Source organism: Methylibium sp., from assembly GCF_965279545.1.
Lineage (GTDB): Bacteria > Pseudomonadota > Gammaproteobacteria > Burkholderiales > Burkholderiaceae_C > Methylibium.
This window is the reverse complement of the sequence record NZ_OZ257250.1, coordinates 2,080,688-2,095,913: the sequence shown is the minus strand read 5'-3', so window position 1 is coordinate 2,095,913 and position 15,226 is coordinate 2,080,688. Positions and strand designations below refer to the sequence as shown.

Here is a 15,226-nt window from a genome sequence, read left to right as displayed (position 1 = left end):
CGTTCGCTTTGAGCGAGCCTTCACTGCATGTTCTGGCAAACCACACGATTCCGGATCGATCTCGCGGCGCCGCGTGTCATGGGCATCGTCAATGTCACGCCCGATTCGTTCTCGGACGGCGGGCATCGTGCCGGTGTCAGCGGCGCCTTGGCGCACTGCGAGCAACTGCTGAAGGACGGGGCGGACATCCTCGACATCGGCGGCGAATCGACCCGTCCCGGCTCGGAGCCGGTGCCGCTCGAGGAGGAGCTGGCGCGTGTGTTGCCGGTGTTGCGGGGGGCGATCGGGCTTGGCGCCCCGGTTTCGCTCGACAGCTACAAGCCCGAGGTCATGCGTGCCGCGCTGGAACTCGGCGTGGACATCGTCAACGATATCAAGGCGCTGCGCGAGCCGGGTGCGCTGGATGTGGTCGCCGCGCACCCGAGTTGCGGTGTCTGTCTGATGCACATGCGCGGCGACCAGCCGAAGACGATGCAGGACGGAGATCCGCGCTACGCCGACGTGGTGACCGAGGTGTGCGAGTTCCTCCAGGCTCGCGTCGACGCGCTGCGTGCGAGAGGCGTCGACGATGCCCGCATCACGCTCGACCCCGGCATCGGCTTCGGCAAGCGCAGCGAGCACAACCTGGCACTGCTGGCACGGCAGGAAGAATTGCTGAGCCTGGGCCTGCCCCTGCTTGCCGGCTGGTCGCGCAAGGGCACGCTCGGCAAACTGACCGGCCGTGAACTCGGCGATCGTCTGGTCGCCAGTGTCGCGGCGGCGCTCGCGGCGGTGCAGCGCGGCGCGCGCATCGTGCGGGTGCACGACGTGGCCGCCACCGTCGATGCGCTGAAAGTGTGGCGGGCTGCCGGTCTGTGCCGCTGAGCGCGGGGCCGTCGCCTTGATGCGACCGGCACAATGGCGCCTCATGAGCAGAACCTATTTCGGTACCGACGGCATCCGGGGCGCCGTCGGGCAAGCGCCAATCACGCCGGACTTCGTGCTGCGGCTCGGCCACGCGGTCGGCCGTGTGCTGAAGGCGCAGCAGTCCAAACCCACGGTGCTGATCGGCAAGGACACGCGCATCTCCGGCTACATGCTGGAGTCGGCGCTCGAGGCGGGTTTCGCGTCGGCGGGCGTCGACGTGCTGCTGACCGGCCCGCTGCCCACGCCCGGCGTCGCCTACCTCACGCGGGCGCTGCGCCTGAGCCTCGGCGTCGTGATCAGCGCCTCGCACAACCCGTATGGCGACAACGGCATCAAGTTCTTCTCTGCGCGGGGCGAGAAGCTGCCCGACGCCTGGGAACAGCAGGTCGAGGAGGTCCTCGAGGAGCCGGCGCAATGGGTCGACTCCAGCGGACTGGGCAAGGCGCGCCGACTCGATGATGCGCAAGGCCGCTACATCGAGTTCTGCAAGAGCACGGTGGCCGGCGAACTGAGCCTGAAGGGCCTGAAGCTCGTGGTCGACGGCGCCCACGGTGCGGCGTACCAGGTCGCGCCCAGCGTGTTCCACGAGCTCGGCGCCGAGGTGGTGGCGATCGGCTGCAGCCCGAACGGACTCAACATCAACGATGGTTTCGGCGCCACCCACCCGGATGCCCTGGTGAGCGCCGTCCGCACCCACCGCGCCGACTATGGCGTTGCGCTCGACGGTGATGCCGACCGGCTGCAACTGGTCGACGCCGCCGGCCGCCTCTACAACGGTGATGAACTGCTCTACCTGATGACTCTCGACCGCCTCGCCGCGGGGCCGTCGTCCGAAGGGCCTCCCGACCGGCGCGGCGTGCCCGGCGTGGTGGGCACGCTGATGACCAACCTGGCGGTGGAACAGGCGCTGCGCGCGCAAGGCGTCGATTTCGTGCGCGCCCAGGTCGGCGACCGCCATGTGCTCGAGGAGCTGTTGGCGCGTGGCTGGCAGCTCGGAGGCGAGGGTTCTGGCCACCTGATCGTGCTCGACAAGCACACCACCGGCGATGGCCTGGTGAGTGCGCTGCAGGTGCTGCAGGCGGTGGTGCGCAGCGGGCGCACGCTGGCGCAGATGCTCGAAGGCCTGACGCTGTTCCCGCAGGTGCTGATCAATGTCAAGCTGCGACCGGGGCAGGACTGGAAGGCCAGCGCCGTGCTGGCCGACGCTCAGCGCTCGGCGCTGGCCGAGCTCGGTGACCGCGGACGCATCCTGATCCGTCCCTCCGGCACCGAGCCCTTGCTGCGGGTGATGGTCGAAGCCAGCGATGCGGCCCTGGCCGAGCGCTGCGCGCAGCGCATGGCCGGCGCGGTGCAGGCGGATTGACTGCGCCGCCTCGGCACCGAGAACGTGCAGGCGCAGCAGCCTGCACGGCCGGTCACTTCTTGACCGGCGGGATCAGCACCTTGTCGATCACGTGGACCACGCCGTTGCTGGCGACGACGTCGGCCTGCGTCACCAGGGCTTCGTCGACCGTCACGAAACTGCCGGCCTTGGACACGGCCACGGTCGCCCCCTGCACGGTCTTGACGTTGCCCGGCTGCACGTCCGCCGCCATCACCTTGCCCGCGGCAACGTGGTACAGCAGGACGGACTTGAGCTGCTCCTTGTCCTTGGCGAGCGCCTCCATGGTCTTGGCCGGCACGGCCTTGAAGGCGTCGTCGGTCGGCGCGAACACGGTGTAGGGGCCGGTGCCGCGCAGTGTCTCGGTCAGGCCGGCATCGGCGATCAGCTTGTTGAGCGTCGACAGCGACGGCGTCGCGGCCGCGGTATCGGCGATCGTTTTCGGGGCCGGTGTCGAAGCGCAGCCGGCCAGGGCGAGCCAGGCGGCTGAAGTGGCGAGCAGCAGGGTGCGTTTATTCATGGAAGCTCCTGATGAGATAAGCGGGAGTGGAGGCAGGCCGACAGGCGCAGGATCACGGTGTGGCGGAGCATAGGGAGCGATCGTGACGATTCGGTGACGTTACGGTGAATCGCCTGTCACGAGAGGGTCGATCTGCGGCACGGGGCCTGCGGGGTCACGGCCCTGTCACAAAGCCCCCCTAGAGTGCTGTCACGTTGCTCCATCTCTCGCACGAAAGGGCTGTCCATGAAACTGTCGTTCCTTCACTCCGCCTTCGCCGCGCTGGCGCTCGCCGGCGGCTCCTGCGCCGTCCTGGCTCAGGAAATCACCGGGGCCGGCGCCACGTTCCCGGCGCCTGTCTATGCCAAGTGGGCCGACGCCTACAACAAGGCCACGGGGGCCCGCATCAACTACCAGTCGGTCGGCTCGGGTGCCGGCATTCGCCAGATCAAGGCCAAGACGGTCGACTTCGGTGCTTCGGACATGCCGCTGAAGGATGATGAACTGGCCAAGGACGGCATGGTGCAGTTCCCGACCGTGATCGGCGGCGTGGTGCCGGTCGTCAACATCAAGGGCATTGCCGCGGGTCAGATCAAGCTGACGGGCCAGGCGCTGGGCGACATCTACCTGGGCAAGATCGCCAAGTGGAACGATCCTGCGCTTGCCGCGCTGAACCCCGGCGTGCCGCTGCCCGACGCGCCGATCGCCGTGGTGCGCCGCGCCGACGGTTCCGGCACCACCTTCATCTTCACGAACTACCTGTCGAAGGTGAACGCCGAGTGGAAGGCCAAGGCCGGCGAGGGCACCGCGGTCAACTGGCCGACCGGTGCCGGCGGCAAGGGCAACGAAGGCGTTTCGGCTTTCGTCCAGCGCCTGCCGAACTCGATCGGCTATGTCGAGTACGCGTATGCGAAGCAGAACAAGATGTCCTACGTGCTGCTGAAGAACCTGGACGGCAATTTCGCGGCGCCGGACGACGCGAACTTCAAGGCAGCGGCGGCCAGCGCAGACTGGGCCAAGAGCTTCTATCAGATCCTGACCGAGCAGCCCGGCAAGGACACCTGGCCGATCAGTGGCGCCACGTTCATCCTGATGTACAAGAGCCAGGAAAAACCGGCGAGCGCAGCCAATGCGCTGAAGTTCTTCGATTGGGCCTACGCGAGCGGCGACAAGCTGGCCGCCGAGCTCGAGTACGTGCCGCTGCCGGACTCGGTGAAGGCACTGGTTCGCAAGCAGTGGACCGACAACATCAAGGACGCTTCGGGCAAGCCGATCGCGTTCAAGTGATGTGACGACGCGCTGCGCGGGCCGCCGGTCCGCGCAGCCGCAGGCGCCAGTGACGGGCGCCTGACTTTCGCACTGAAAAGAAGGAGGTAACGTGGCCGCTACACTGCCCGCAACCCCGTACCCCGACGAACGAAAAATGGAACGATCCGCGCCGAAGGATCGGCCGCCGGCCACGAGGCGGACGTCGCCATGGATCGACACGCTGTTTTCCGCGCTCGCCCATGGGGCCGCGATCCTGACGCTGGCGCTGCTGGCCGGCATCATCGTCTCGCTCCTGATCGGTGCGGCGCCGGCCATCCAGGAGTACGGCCTCAGTTTCCTGTGGCGCAGCGAGTGGGATCCGGTCCAGAACCAGTACGGTGGTCTGGTGATGATCTACGGCACCGTCATGACCTCGTTCATCGCGCTGCTGATCGGCGTGCCGGTGAGCTTCGGCATCGCCCTGTTCCTGACCGAGCTGTCGCCCGCCTGGCTGAAGCGGCCGCTGGGCGTCGCGGTCGAACTGCTGGCCGCCGTCCCGTCCATCGTGTATGGCATGTGGGGCCTGTTGGTGTTCAGCCCCATCCTGTCCACCTACGTTCAGCAGCCGCTGCAGGCGGTGTTCTCGGGCGTCCCCGTGCTCGGCGCCCTGTTCAGCGGTCCGCCGGTCGGCATCGGCATCCTGTCGGCGGGGATCATCCTCGCGATCATGGTCATCCCCTTCATCGCTTCGGTGATGCGTGACGTGTTCGAGGTGACGCCACCGATGCTGAAGGAATCCGCCTACGGTCTGGGTTCGACCACCTGGGAGGTGGTATCGAAGATCGTGCTGCCCTACACCAAGACCGGTGTGATCGGCGGCATCATGCTGGGCCTTGGCCGGGCGCTGGGCGAGACGATGGCCGTGACCTTCGTCATCGGCAATTTCAACCAGCTCAACACCTTGTCGGTGTTCGAGGCGGCCAACAGCATCTCGTCGGCCCTGGCGAACGAATTCGCGGAGGCCGGCGAGGGCCTGCACCAGGCTTCGCTGATCTACCTCGGTCTGGTGCTGTTCTTCATCACCTTCGTCGTGCTGTCCTGCTCGAAGCTGCTGCTGGCGCAACTGAAGAAGAACGAGGGGACGCGGTCATGAGCAGCATCGCAGACACGGTCTCCTCGGCGCAGCATGCGGTGCGCCGCAGCAAGCATGCGAGCCGCAAGCGCGTGAACGCGATCGCCCTGCTGCTGTCGCTCGCCGCCATGGCGTTCGGTTTGTTCTGGCTGATCTGGATCCTGATCGAGACCGTTCGGCTCGGCATCGGCGGCCTCACGCTGTCGCTGTTCACCGAAATGACGCCGCCACCGCAGGCCGAGACCGGGGGGCTTGCCAACGCGATCTTCGGTTCGCTGCTGATGGTCTCCCTGGCCACGGCGATCGGCACACCGATCGGCACGCTGGCAGGCATCTACCTCGCCGAGTACGGCCAGAAGACCTGGCTGGGCAGCGTGACGCGCTTCATCAACGACATCCTGCTGTCGGCGCCATCGATCGTGATCGGGCTGTTCATCTACTCGGTCGTCGTCGCCCAATTGAAGAGCTTCTCGGGCTGGGCGGGCGTGCTGGCGCTCGCGCTGATCGTGATCCCGGTGGTGATCCGCACCACCGAGAACATGCTGAGCCTGATTCCGAACAGCTTGCGCGAGGCGGCCTACGCATTGGGCACGCCGAAGTGGAAGGTCATCATGACGGTGACCCTGAAATCGGCCCGCGCCGGCGTGATGACCGGGGTGCTGCTCGCCGTCGCCCGCATTGCCGGCGAGACCGCGCCGCTGCTGTTCACGGCGCTGTCGAATCAGTTCTGGACCAGCAACCTCGGCACGCCGATGGCGAGTCTGCCGGTGACGATCTTCAAGTTCGCGATGAGCCCGTACGAGAACTGGCAGAAGCTGGCGTGGGCGGGCGTGTTCCTGATCACGGTCGGCGTGCTGGCGCTCAACATCCTGGCCCGCGTGCTGTTCCGCAACAAACACTGAACCGAGGAACTTCGACATGGACGTGAAAGTCGAACTGCCCGTGACCGAGAAGCCCAAGCTCGCGGTGCGCAATCTGAACTTCTACTACGGCCACTTCCACGCGCTGAAGAACATCCACCTGGACATTCCCGAAAACAAGGTCACGGCCTTCATCGGGCCGTCCGGCTGCGGCAAGTCGACGCTGCTGCGCACCTTCAACCGCATGTTCGAGCTCTACCCCGAGCAGCGCGCCGAAGGCCAGATCCTGCTCGACGGTGAGGACATCCTTGCCTCGAAGGACGACGTCTCGCTGATCCGCGCCAAGATCGGCATGGTGTTCCAGAAGCCCACGCCGTTCCCGATGTCGATCTACGACAACATCGCCTTCGGCGTGAAGCTGTTCGAGACCCTGCCGCGTGTGGAGATGGACGAGCGCGTCGAGTGGGCCCTGAAGAAGGCCGCGCTGTGGAACGAGGTCAAGGACAAGCTCGGGCAAAGCGGCTCCGGCCTGTCGGGGGGCCAGCAGCAGCGCCTGTGCATCGCGCGCGGCATCGCGATCAAGCCGGAAGTGCTGCTGCTCGACGAGCCCTGCTCGGCACTGGACCCCATTTCCACCGGCAAGATCGAGGAGCTGATCCACGAACTGAAGTCGGACTACACGGTCGTGATCGTCACGCACAACATGCAGCAGGCGGCGCGCTGCTCGGACTACACCGCCTACATGTACCTGGGCGACCTGATCGAATTCGGGCCCACGTCGGACCTGTTCATGAAACCGAAGAAGAAGGACACCGAGGACTACATCACCGGCCGCTTCGGCTGAAGCGACCGGCGGGTGTAGCGGCGAAGTCAAGCGCAGCGACCGAAGCCACGACGTTGACCGTCACAGAAGGAAAGAACATGAGCGACAAACATCTTTCGACGCAGTTCGACAGCGAACTCAGCGGCATCTCGACCCGCGTGCTCGAAATGGGCGGGCTGGTCGAGTCGCAGGTCGCGCAGGCGATGTACGCCTTGACCAACTTCAGCAGCGAGACCGCGAGCCAGGTCTTGCTGCAGGAAGAGAAGGTTAACCAGATGGAAATGGACATCGACCGCGATCTGTCCAGCATCATCGCGCGCCGCCAGCCGACCGCGCGCGACCTGCGCCTGCTGACGGCGGTGAGCAAGACGATCGGCAACCTCGAGCGCGTCGGCGACGAAGCGGCACGCGTGGCGCGCACCGTGCAGCGGCTGGTGAACACCGGCGTGTCGAGCCGGCTGCGGCTGCCGGTGGCCGATGTGGCCTTCGAGGCCACGCTGGCGGTGGCCCTGCTGCGCAAGGCGCTCGATGCCTTCGCGCGCCTGGATGTCGAGAAGGCGGTCGAGGTGATCAAGCAGGACGACCAGATCGACCAGGAGTTCGAGGGCCTGATGCGCAAGCTCATCACCTTCATGATGGAAGATCCGCGCACCATTTCGGCGAGCATCGACCTGGTGTTCGTCGCGAAGGCGATCGAGCGCGTGGGCGACCACGCCAAGAACCTGGCCGAGCAGATCATCTACATCGTCAAGGGCACCGACGTGCGTCACAACCCGGTCGAAGCCGTGGAGTCGATGGTCAAGTGACCTTCACAAGGAGCGAACGATGAGCCGAGTGCTGGTGGTGGAAGACGAGGCGGCGATCGCCGAGCTGATTTCGATCAACCTGCGGCATGCCGGCTATGAGGTCACGATCGCGGCCACCGCCGATCAGGCGCAGCTCGCGATCGACAGCGTGCTGCCCGACCTGGTGATCCTCGACTGGATGCTGCCGGGCCAGTCGGGTCTGGCGTTGGCCAAACGCTGGCGCGGCGAGAGCCGCACCAGGGAGTTGCCGGTCATCATGCTGACGGCGCGCGCCGAGGAGGGCGACAAGGTTGCCGGCCTCGACGCCGGGGCCGACGACTACCTGACCAAGCCGTTCTCGACGCACGAGTTGATGGCGCGCATCCGCGCGGTACTGCGCCGCAAGGCGCCGGAGGCGCTCGACAGTGCCGTCGAGCTCGGCTTCCTGCGGCTCGACCCGTCGACGCGTCGCGTGACGCGCGGTGAGCAGGAGGTGAAGATCGGTCCGACCGAATTCCGCCTGCTGCACTTCCTGATGACCCATCCCGAGCGGGTGCACAGTCGCGCCCAACTGCTGGACCGCGTCTGGGGCGACCATGTGTTCATCGAGGAGCGCACGGTCGACGTGCATGTGAAGCGCCTGCGCGAGGCCCTGGCACCGGTGTCCTGCGCCGCGATGATCGAGACGGTGCGCGGCGCCGGCTACCGGTTGACGCAGCAGGTGGCCGCGGCGGCTTGAGCCGCGCGCGCAGCGGGGGCCGGTCTTGACCTGGCTGGTTTCGCGTCTCCTGGCCGGTTTGGTCGCCATGCTGCTGGGCGGGGTGATCGGCTACGTGGTGGGCGGGCCGGTGCACGCGCCGGTCCTCACCGTGCTGCTCGGCGGCACACTGACCGTGGGAGCGCTCGCGATCGTCGACACCCTGCGCGGCGTGCGGTTGATCGATTGGCTGCGCGGGGCTCAGGACACCGACGCGCCTCGCGATGCCGGCTTCTGGGGCGAAATCGGCTACCGCGTCGAGCGCAGCATCCGCGCCCGCGAGCGCAGCACCGTGCAGGAGAAAGCGCGCCTCGAGCAATTCCTCGAGGCGATCGAAGCCTCGCCGAACGGCGTGCTGATGCTCGACGTCAGCGGGCAGATTGACTGGTGCAATTCGGTGGCTGCCTCGCATTTCGGCCTCGATCCGCGGCGCGACCGCCTGCAGCGCATCACCAACCTCGTGCGCGCGCCGGCCTTCGTGGCCTACCTGCAGATGGGCAACTACCGCGAACCCGTGGTCTTCCCCAGCCCGAATGGCCTGGGCACGCTGTCGGTGCTGGTGCGCGACTACGGCGAGGGCATGAAGCTCGTGCTGTCGCAGGACATCACCGAGCGCGAGCGGGCCGACGGGATGCGGCGCGACTTCGTTGCCAACGTCTCGCACGAGATTCGCACGCCGCTGACCGTCCTGTCGGGCTTCATCGAAACGATGAGCGCGCTGCCGCTGACCGAGGTCGAGTCGCGTCGCGTGCTCGTGCTGATGGGGCAGCAGGCCCAGCGCATGCAGACGCTGGTGAGCGACCTGCTGACCTTGGCCCAGCTCGAAGGCAGCCCGCGTCCGGCGGCCGATCGCTGGGTCTCGGTGTCCAAGCTGCTGCTGCAGGTCGAAGGCGATGCGCGCACGCTGTCGCAGGGGCGGCACACCCTCACGCTGGTGAGCGACGATGCGGCGCAGATCGCCGGCGCCGAAACCGAACTGCTCAGCGCGCTGACCAACCTGGCGAACAATGCCGTGCGCTACACGCCCGAGGGCGGGCGCATCGACATCAGCTGGCGGGTGCTCACGGACGGCAGCGGCGAGTTCAGCGTCAAGGACACCGGTCCGGGCATCGAGCGCGAACACATCCCGCGCTTGACCGAGCGCTTCTACCGTGTGGACGGCAGCCGCTCGCGCGACACCGGCGGCACCGGGCTGGGCCTGTCCATCGTCAAGCATGTCGCGCAGCGCCACGGCGGCGAACTCGACGTGCAGAGCGAGCCCGGCAAGGGCTCGACGTTCCGTCTGATCTTCCCGGCGGCGCGGCTGCGCCGCGCCGCTGCGTCGCCGCGCCCTCAGGGGGATGCGAGCGACGCGGCGGTGCGCGGTGCGACCGCCGACACGCGCTGAAGCAGGGCCAGCAACAGGGCGCCGACCAGGCTCAGCGCCGCGAGGTTGGCGAGCCAGAACGCAGCCGGTCCCGACAGGGCGGCGGGCCAGGCTGGTGGCGGATCGAAGGCAAGGAAGGCACCCCCCGCCAGGCCGATGCCCCACAACCCGGTCGCATAGCTCAAGGCGGGCAGCAGGGCGATGCGGTAGGCGCGCAATGCGAAGGACGCGACGAACAGCAGCAGTTGCGCGGCCATCGCTTGTACCGCGGCATCGCTGCTGTAGGCCCGCACCAGCGGGCCGCGCATCAGCGCCATTGCGCCGCCCAGCAGGGCCGCCAGAGCGAGCGCGAGCGCGAGCCCGTGCTTGCAGATCCGCCGTGCCTGCAGGCGATCGCCGGCACCGAGTGCCTGGGAGGCGAGTGCGCCGGTGGCGATGCCGATCGACAGCGGCAGCATGTACAGCACGGAGGCCACATTGGCGGCAATCTGGTGGCCTGCGAGCGGTGTCGTACCGAGGCGCGCGATGAACACCGCCATCAGTGCGAAGCCGGTCACTTCGAAGAACAGCGCAGCGCCGCTCGGCAGGCCGAGTCGCAGCAGCTCGCGCTGCAAGGTCCAGCGCGGCCGCGACCAGTCGCTGAACAGCCGCAACGTCCGGTAGGCCGGATGCCGCATCAGCATCAGGGCGGCCACGCCGGCCAGTGCGCACTGAACGATCAGGGTGGCGAGCGCGCAGCCGGCGACACCGAGCGCGGGCACTCCCGCGCCACCGAAGATCAGCCAGGCGTTCAGCGGGAGCTTCAAGGCCAGGGCCATCAGTTGCAGCGCCGTGACCAGCAGCGGCCGCGACAGCCCCTGGTTCAGCCCGCTGTAGACGCGGAACAGCAGTCCGGCCGGCAGCGACCAGGCAATCCAGCCGAGATAGGCTTGCACCCGCTCGAGCACGGCGACATCCGTTCGTGCCCAGGCCAGCGCGAACCCGGGGAAGAGCAACACGGCCATGCCGGGCAGTGCGATCAGCAAGGCCAGCCAGACGCTTTGCTGGAAGCCGAGTCGAACGCCGTTGCTGTCGCCCGCGCCGTGGTGGTGGCCGACGACGGGAATCAATGCCTGCAGCACGCCGGTCAGCGCGATGTAGATGCAGATGTAGACCGCCGAGCCGATGGACAGTGCTGCCAGGTCGGTGCTGTCATGGCGACCCGTCATCACCGTGTCGGCCACCGTGTAGCCGATCGCCGCCACCTGGCCGACCAGGATCGACGCTGCGTGACGCGCGATGCGACCGGTCGGGCGAACGGCGCTCACTGCTCGAGGGTCGTCAGATCCCGCCGGTAGACGATGGTCTGCTCCTCGCGGTCGGTCGGCCGGCGCTCACGGGCCAGCAACGTCCATCCTGGTCGCGCCAGTGTGGCCGTCACCGCGTTCGCGCGCGCCGTCGTCAACAGAAACTCGCAGCCGGCATCCGGCGTGGACGCGTGCGCTTCGACGCGCCAGCCGCCGTGGTATTCGAGTGCGGCCAGTTGCGCCCGCGGCAGGCCGACGGCGGCCATGCAGGCGTCGCGCGGCACGTGCTGCGCGATGCGCTCGACCAGCGGCCGGTCGCTGCGGGCGTAGTCGAGCACCGGCAGCAGCAGCGTCATGGCCAGCAGCCAGCACAGACTCAGGCCGCCGGCCGGCAGCACCAGGCTCTTCCACAGCACCGGCCGGTGACGACCGGTGCGCCAGTGCACGAGCAGCAGCCACGCCAGCGTGCCGGCTGCCGCCGCGACCAGTGCGAACCACGAGAAGCTGCCTCCATAGCCAGGCACCAGGCGGGCGATGTTGGCGGCGGTCTTGGCCGGCACACCGGTTTGCAGCGCGGCATAGACGACCCAGACCGCGATCGCGGCGACGCTGAAGAAGGCCACCGAGAACCAGTCGATCGCCGCCGACACGCTGCGTTGCAGGGTCGGCAGGGCGAAGGCCGCGAGTGCGGCCAGCGGTGGCAGCGCCAGCATGAGGGCGCGGTCGGAGCCGCCCATGCCGATGCATGCGAGCAGCGCGACGGCGGCTGTGGTGGTCGGCACGGCAATGTGCCGGTGCATCATGTGGGCACGCCAGCGCCACAAGGTCCAGGCGGCCATCGCCCAGGCCGGCCAGGCGAACCAGACCAGCAACTGCAGCAACTGTTTCAAGCCGGGCGGGGCGAGCCGCCAGCCCCAGGCGCCGAGCGCGGTGGCAACGGCCGCCGCCAGCAGGGCCGCGATCATGATCCACCCTGCGAAGCCGCGTGCGAGGGCGTAACTCGATCTCAGACTGACGACGATGCCCGCCAGGGCGAAGCCGACGCCGATCGTGGGCGCACCGCTGGCGGCCAGCATCGGCAGGGCCGCCAGCATGGCGACGCGTGATGGCCATGCACGCGAGGGGCTGGCGGCCATCGCATAGACGAACAGGGCCGCACTGAACAATTGCATCAGCTCGGGCGTGGTTTCATGGCCGAGCTGCAAGAGGCCGAGTGTGGCCATCAGGGCGAGCAATGCGCCGTCGGCAATGGCCCGCGCATAGTCGACCGGGCGGGCCTCGCCACCGAAAGCGAACGGCAGCGGCTGGGCCGCCTCGGTGCGTGCGAGGTGGTAGGTGCCGTACCAGGTGAACACCAGCACGCCGACCAGCAGCATCGCGAAGGGCAGGCGTGCCGCGAGTGCCGGATCGAGCACGGTGCCGAACAGCTTGATCGACGCTGCGCCCAACCAGTAGGGCAGCAGCGCACCATCGGCTGGCAGGCCGGCGATGGACGGCGTCAGCAGATCGGCACTGCCCTTCGCCAGGCCCAGCATGTAGCCGAAGGCGGTGATGTCGGCGTTGCGCCACGGATCGCGACCGAACAGGCCGGGCAGTACGTAGGCAGCGCAGAACAGCAGCAAGGCGCTGCGTGGCAGGCGCTGGGCGGCGCGCTGCGCGACAAGGGCAGGGGTGGGTGTGCTCAAGACAGGGGGGCTGGCGACGGCGACCCTGCATCTTGCAGCAAAACCGGCTGACCGCAACGCGAGGTCTTTCGCGGCACGTCGGGCCGCGCCGCGGCCCGGGCATTCGCCCCCGCGAGGGCAACAAAAAAGGCAGCCGAGGCTGCCTTTGCGCGGATACGAACCGGCATCACTTCTTCGCGCTGAGGTGCGCGAACTTGTTGCGGAACTTCTCGACGCGGCCGCCCAGCGAGTCGACGCTCTTCTGGGTGCCGGTGTAGAACGGATGCGATTCGCTGGTGGTCTCGAGCTTGAACAGCGGCAACTCGCGGCCGTCGTCCATCTTGACGGTTTCGCGGGTCTGGGCGCAGGAGCGCGTCACGAACTTGAAGCCGTTGGAGAGGTCCACGAAGCACACGTCGCGGTAGCTGGGGTGAATGCCGTCTTTCATCTCGAATCCTCGCAGGGTCTGGGTGCGGGAGCCACGCTGAGCTGCCACTGTGGCGATGCAGCGCACTTTCCGCCATGGCGAAAGCCTGAAATTATGCCATGAATCAACGACTTAGGCCAGGGGCTCAGCCGCCGCGCCGCATCATGTCGAAGAAGTCGAGGTTGGTCTTCGTGGCCTTCATCTTGTCGAGGATGAACTCCATCGCCTCGATCTCGTCCATCGAATGCAGGAGCTTGCGCAGGATCCAGGTCTTTTGCAGGATTTCCGGCTTGAGCAGCAGTTCCTCGCGGCGCGTGCCCGACTTGTTCAGCAGGATCGACGGGTAGACACGCTTCTCGGCCATGCGGCGATCCAGGTGGATCTCGCAGTTGCCGGTGCCCTTGAATTCCTCGTAGATCACCTCGTCCATGCGGCTGCCGGTGTCCACGAGCGCGGTGCCGATGATCGTCAGCGAGCCGCCTTCCTCGATGTTGCGCGCGGCGCCGAAGAAGCGCTTCGGGCGCTGCAGCGCATTGGCATCGACGCCGCCGGTCAGCACCTTGCCCGACGAGGGCAGCACGTTGTTGTAGGCGCGCGCCAGCCGGGTGATCGAGTCGAGCAGGATCACCACGTCCTTCTTCAGTTCGACCAGGCGTTTGGCGCGCTCGATCACCATCTCGGCGACCTGCACGTGGCGCGCAGCAGGCTCGTCGAAGGTCGAACTGATGACCTCGCCGCGGATCGTGCGCTGCATCTCGGTCACTTCTTCGGGCCGCTCGTCGACCAGCAGCACGATCAGGTGCACGTCGGGGTAGTTGGCGGTGAGCGCATGCGCCAGGTTCTGCATCATCACCGTCTTGCCGCTCTTCGGCGCCGAGACCAGCAGCGCGCGCTGGCCTTTGCCGAGCGGCGCGATCAGGTCGATGATGCGGCTGGTGATGTTCTCCTCGGCCTTGATGTCGCGTTCGAGTTTGAACTGCTCCTTGGGGAACAAGGGCGTCAGGTTCTCGAACATGATCTTCTGCTTGTTCTCCTCGGGCGTGATGCCATTCACGATGTCGACCTTGACCAGCGCGAAGTAGCGCTCGCCGTCCTTCGGCACGCGCACCTCGCCTTCGATCATGTCGCCGGTGTGCAGGTTGAAGCGGCGGATCTGGCTCGGGCTGAGGTAGATGTCGTCCGTGCTGGCCAGGTAGCTTGCCTCGGGCGAGCGAAGGAAGCCGAAGCCGTCGGGCAGCACTTCGAGCACGCCATCGCCGAAGACCTGCTCGCCCTGCTTGGCGCGCTTCTTCATGATCGCGAACATCAACTCCTGCTTGCGCATGCGGGCGCTGTTCTCGATCTCCAGCGTTTCGGCCGCTTTGATCAGTTCGGAGATGTGCTGGGCTTTGAGTTCGGATAGATGCATGGCGCGCACCTCGGGTGCAAGCGTGACCACCCGGACAACGGGTGCCACTGGAGTGGAGAGGACGCGGGCACTTCGGCAGGGCCCGGACCGCTCGCGGCCGGTGTCGGTCGCTTTCGCGATCGACGGGAAGAAACGTGTTCTGGGAGGGGGTGCCGGCTCCACGCGCCGGGATGCAGCGTGGCGGCAATCTCACTGGTGCTCGGAGCAGGCGGGTGGCCTCGCTCCGGCACGGTTGAGACGATTATAGGTTGCCGTCGAGGAACGCGGTCAACTGCGATTTGTTCAAGGCACCGACCTTGGTGGCGGCCAGTTGCCCGTTCTTGAACAGCATCAGTGTCGGAATGCCGCGGATGCCGAACTTGGCCGGCACGTCGCGGTTCTCGTCGACGTTCATCTTCGCGATCTGCAGCTTGCTGCCGTAGTCCTTGGCCACCTCGTCGAGGATGGGCGCAATCATCTTGCACGGACCGCACCACTCGGCCCAATAGTCGACCAGCACCGGGGTGCCGGACTTGAGCACGTCGTCGTCGAACGACGCGTCGGAGACGTGTTTGATCAGTTCGCTGGCCATCATGGGTCCTTCGGCTGGGGCCTGTCGTGCGCAGTCCGCACGAACTCCAAGGCACAATGATTTTGACACAAGGCCCCCTGGTGCGCGCCGCGGCGCAAGCCCTGTCCGCTATG

15 protein-coding genes are annotated in these 15,226 nt (G+C 67.1%); 9 read left to right on the top strand and 6 right to left on the bottom strand.

Annotation, left to right across the window (positions count from 1 at the left end; translation table 11 throughout):
• The first annotated feature begins 27 nt into the window (after nt 1–27).
• Together folP and glmM are read left to right on the top strand one after the other, a co-directional pair.
• Nucleotides 28–864 (top strand): dihydropteroate synthase, encoded by an 837-nt coding sequence (folP, locus tag ACQY9S_RS09725; RefSeq protein WP_428425241.1) that lies wholly within the window; start codon nt 28–30, stop codon nt 862–864.
• Between the two features lie 43 nt (nt 865–907).
• Nucleotides 908–2,269, top strand: a complete 1,362-nt coding sequence (gene glmM / locus ACQY9S_RS09720; RefSeq protein WP_428425239.1) for a phosphoglucosamine mutase — start codon at nt 908–910, stop codon at nt 2,267–2,269.
• A gap of 52 nt (nt 2,270–2,321) precedes the next feature.
• Here the strand turns inward: glmM and ACQY9S_RS09715 are convergent, their stop codons facing one another.
• Complete coding sequence (locus tag ACQY9S_RS09715) at nt 2,322–2,807, bottom strand: fasciclin domain-containing protein (RefSeq protein ID WP_428425237.1); 486 nt, start codon at nt 2,805–2,807, stop codon at nt 2,322–2,324.
• Between the two features lie 225 nt (nt 2,808–3,032).
• On the opposite strand from ACQY9S_RS09715, the gene pstS reads away from it, so the two are divergent.
• The 7 genes from pstS to phoR all read left to right on the top strand — a co-directional run bounded on the left by pstS (nt 3,033) and on the right by phoR (nt 9,778).
• Complete coding sequence (gene pstS, locus ACQY9S_RS09710) at nt 3,033–4,073, top strand: phosphate ABC transporter substrate-binding protein PstS (protein WP_428425235.1); 1,041 nt, start codon at nt 3,033–3,035, stop codon at nt 4,071–4,073.
• A gap of 136 nt (nt 4,074–4,209) precedes the next feature.
• Nucleotides 4,210–5,187, top strand: coding sequence for a phosphate ABC transporter permease PstC (pstC, locus tag ACQY9S_RS09705; protein ID WP_428425233.1), 978 nt, complete (start codon nt 4,210–4,212; stop codon nt 5,185–5,187).
• Complete coding sequence (gene pstA / locus ACQY9S_RS09700; protein WP_428425231.1) at nt 5,184–6,068, top strand: phosphate ABC transporter permease PstA; 885 nt, start codon at nt 5,184–5,186, stop codon at nt 6,066–6,068. Before pstC ends, pstA begins: the two co-directional genes overlap by 4 nt.
• Nucleotides 6,069–6,084: 16 nt before the next feature.
• Nucleotides 6,085–6,870, top strand: coding sequence for a phosphate ABC transporter ATP-binding protein PstB (gene pstB / locus ACQY9S_RS09695; protein ID WP_428425229.1), 786 nt, complete (start codon nt 6,085–6,087; stop codon nt 6,868–6,870).
• A 77-nt stretch (nt 6,871–6,947) separates the two neighbouring features.
• Nucleotides 6,948–7,655, top strand: coding sequence for a phosphate signaling complex protein PhoU (phoU, locus tag ACQY9S_RS09690; RefSeq protein WP_428425227.1), 708 nt, complete (start codon nt 6,948–6,950; stop codon nt 7,653–7,655).
• A 19-nt stretch (nt 7,656–7,674) separates the two neighbouring features.
• Nucleotides 7,675–8,373, top strand: coding sequence for a phosphate regulon transcriptional regulator PhoB (phoB, locus tag ACQY9S_RS09685; RefSeq protein WP_428425225.1), 699 nt, complete (start codon nt 7,675–7,677; stop codon nt 8,371–8,373).
• Between the two features lie 25 nt (nt 8,374–8,398).
• Nucleotides 8,399–9,778, top strand: a complete 1,380-nt coding sequence (phoR, locus tag ACQY9S_RS09680) for a phosphate regulon sensor histidine kinase PhoR (RefSeq protein WP_428425223.1) — start codon at nt 8,399–8,401, stop codon at nt 9,776–9,778.
• On the opposite strand, the gene ACQY9S_RS09675 is transcribed toward phoR, so the two are convergent.
• The 5 genes from ACQY9S_RS09675 to trxA all read right to left on the bottom strand — a co-directional run bounded on the left by ACQY9S_RS09675 (nt 9,724) and on the right by trxA (nt 15,113).
• Nucleotides 9,724–11,064: an MATE family efflux transporter gene (locus ACQY9S_RS09675; RefSeq protein ID WP_428425221.1), complete on the bottom strand. Its 1,341-nt coding sequence runs from the start codon at nt 11,062–11,064 to the stop codon at nt 9,724–9,726. The two genes, phoR and ACQY9S_RS09675, sit on opposite strands and share 55 nt — an antisense overlap.
• Nucleotides 11,061–12,728 carry a hypothetical protein gene (locus tag ACQY9S_RS09670; RefSeq protein WP_428425219.1) on the bottom strand — a complete coding sequence of 556 codons (1,668 nt, stop codon included), beginning with the start codon at nt 12,726–12,728 and terminating at the stop codon, nt 11,061–11,063. Before ACQY9S_RS09670 ends, ACQY9S_RS09675 begins: the two co-directional genes overlap by 4 nt.
• A 166-nt stretch (nt 12,729–12,894) precedes the next feature.
• The gene (locus ACQY9S_RS09665) at nt 12,895–13,155 is read right to left on the bottom strand and encodes a type B 50S ribosomal protein L31 (protein ID WP_428425217.1); all 261 of its coding nucleotides are present in this window, start codon (nt 13,153–13,155) and stop codon (nt 12,895–12,897) included.
• A gap of 124 nt (nt 13,156–13,279) precedes the next feature.
• Nucleotides 13,280–14,542 carry a transcription termination factor Rho gene (gene rho / locus ACQY9S_RS09660; protein WP_428425215.1) on the bottom strand — a complete coding sequence of 421 codons (1,263 nt, stop codon included), beginning with the start codon at nt 14,540–14,542 and terminating at the stop codon, nt 13,280–13,282.
• A gap of 241 nt (nt 14,543–14,783) precedes the next feature.
• Nucleotides 14,784–15,113, bottom strand: coding sequence for a thioredoxin TrxA (gene trxA, locus ACQY9S_RS09655; protein ID WP_428425213.1), 330 nt, complete (start codon nt 15,111–15,113; stop codon nt 14,784–14,786).
• Nucleotides 15,114–15,226: the final 113 nt, after the last annotated feature.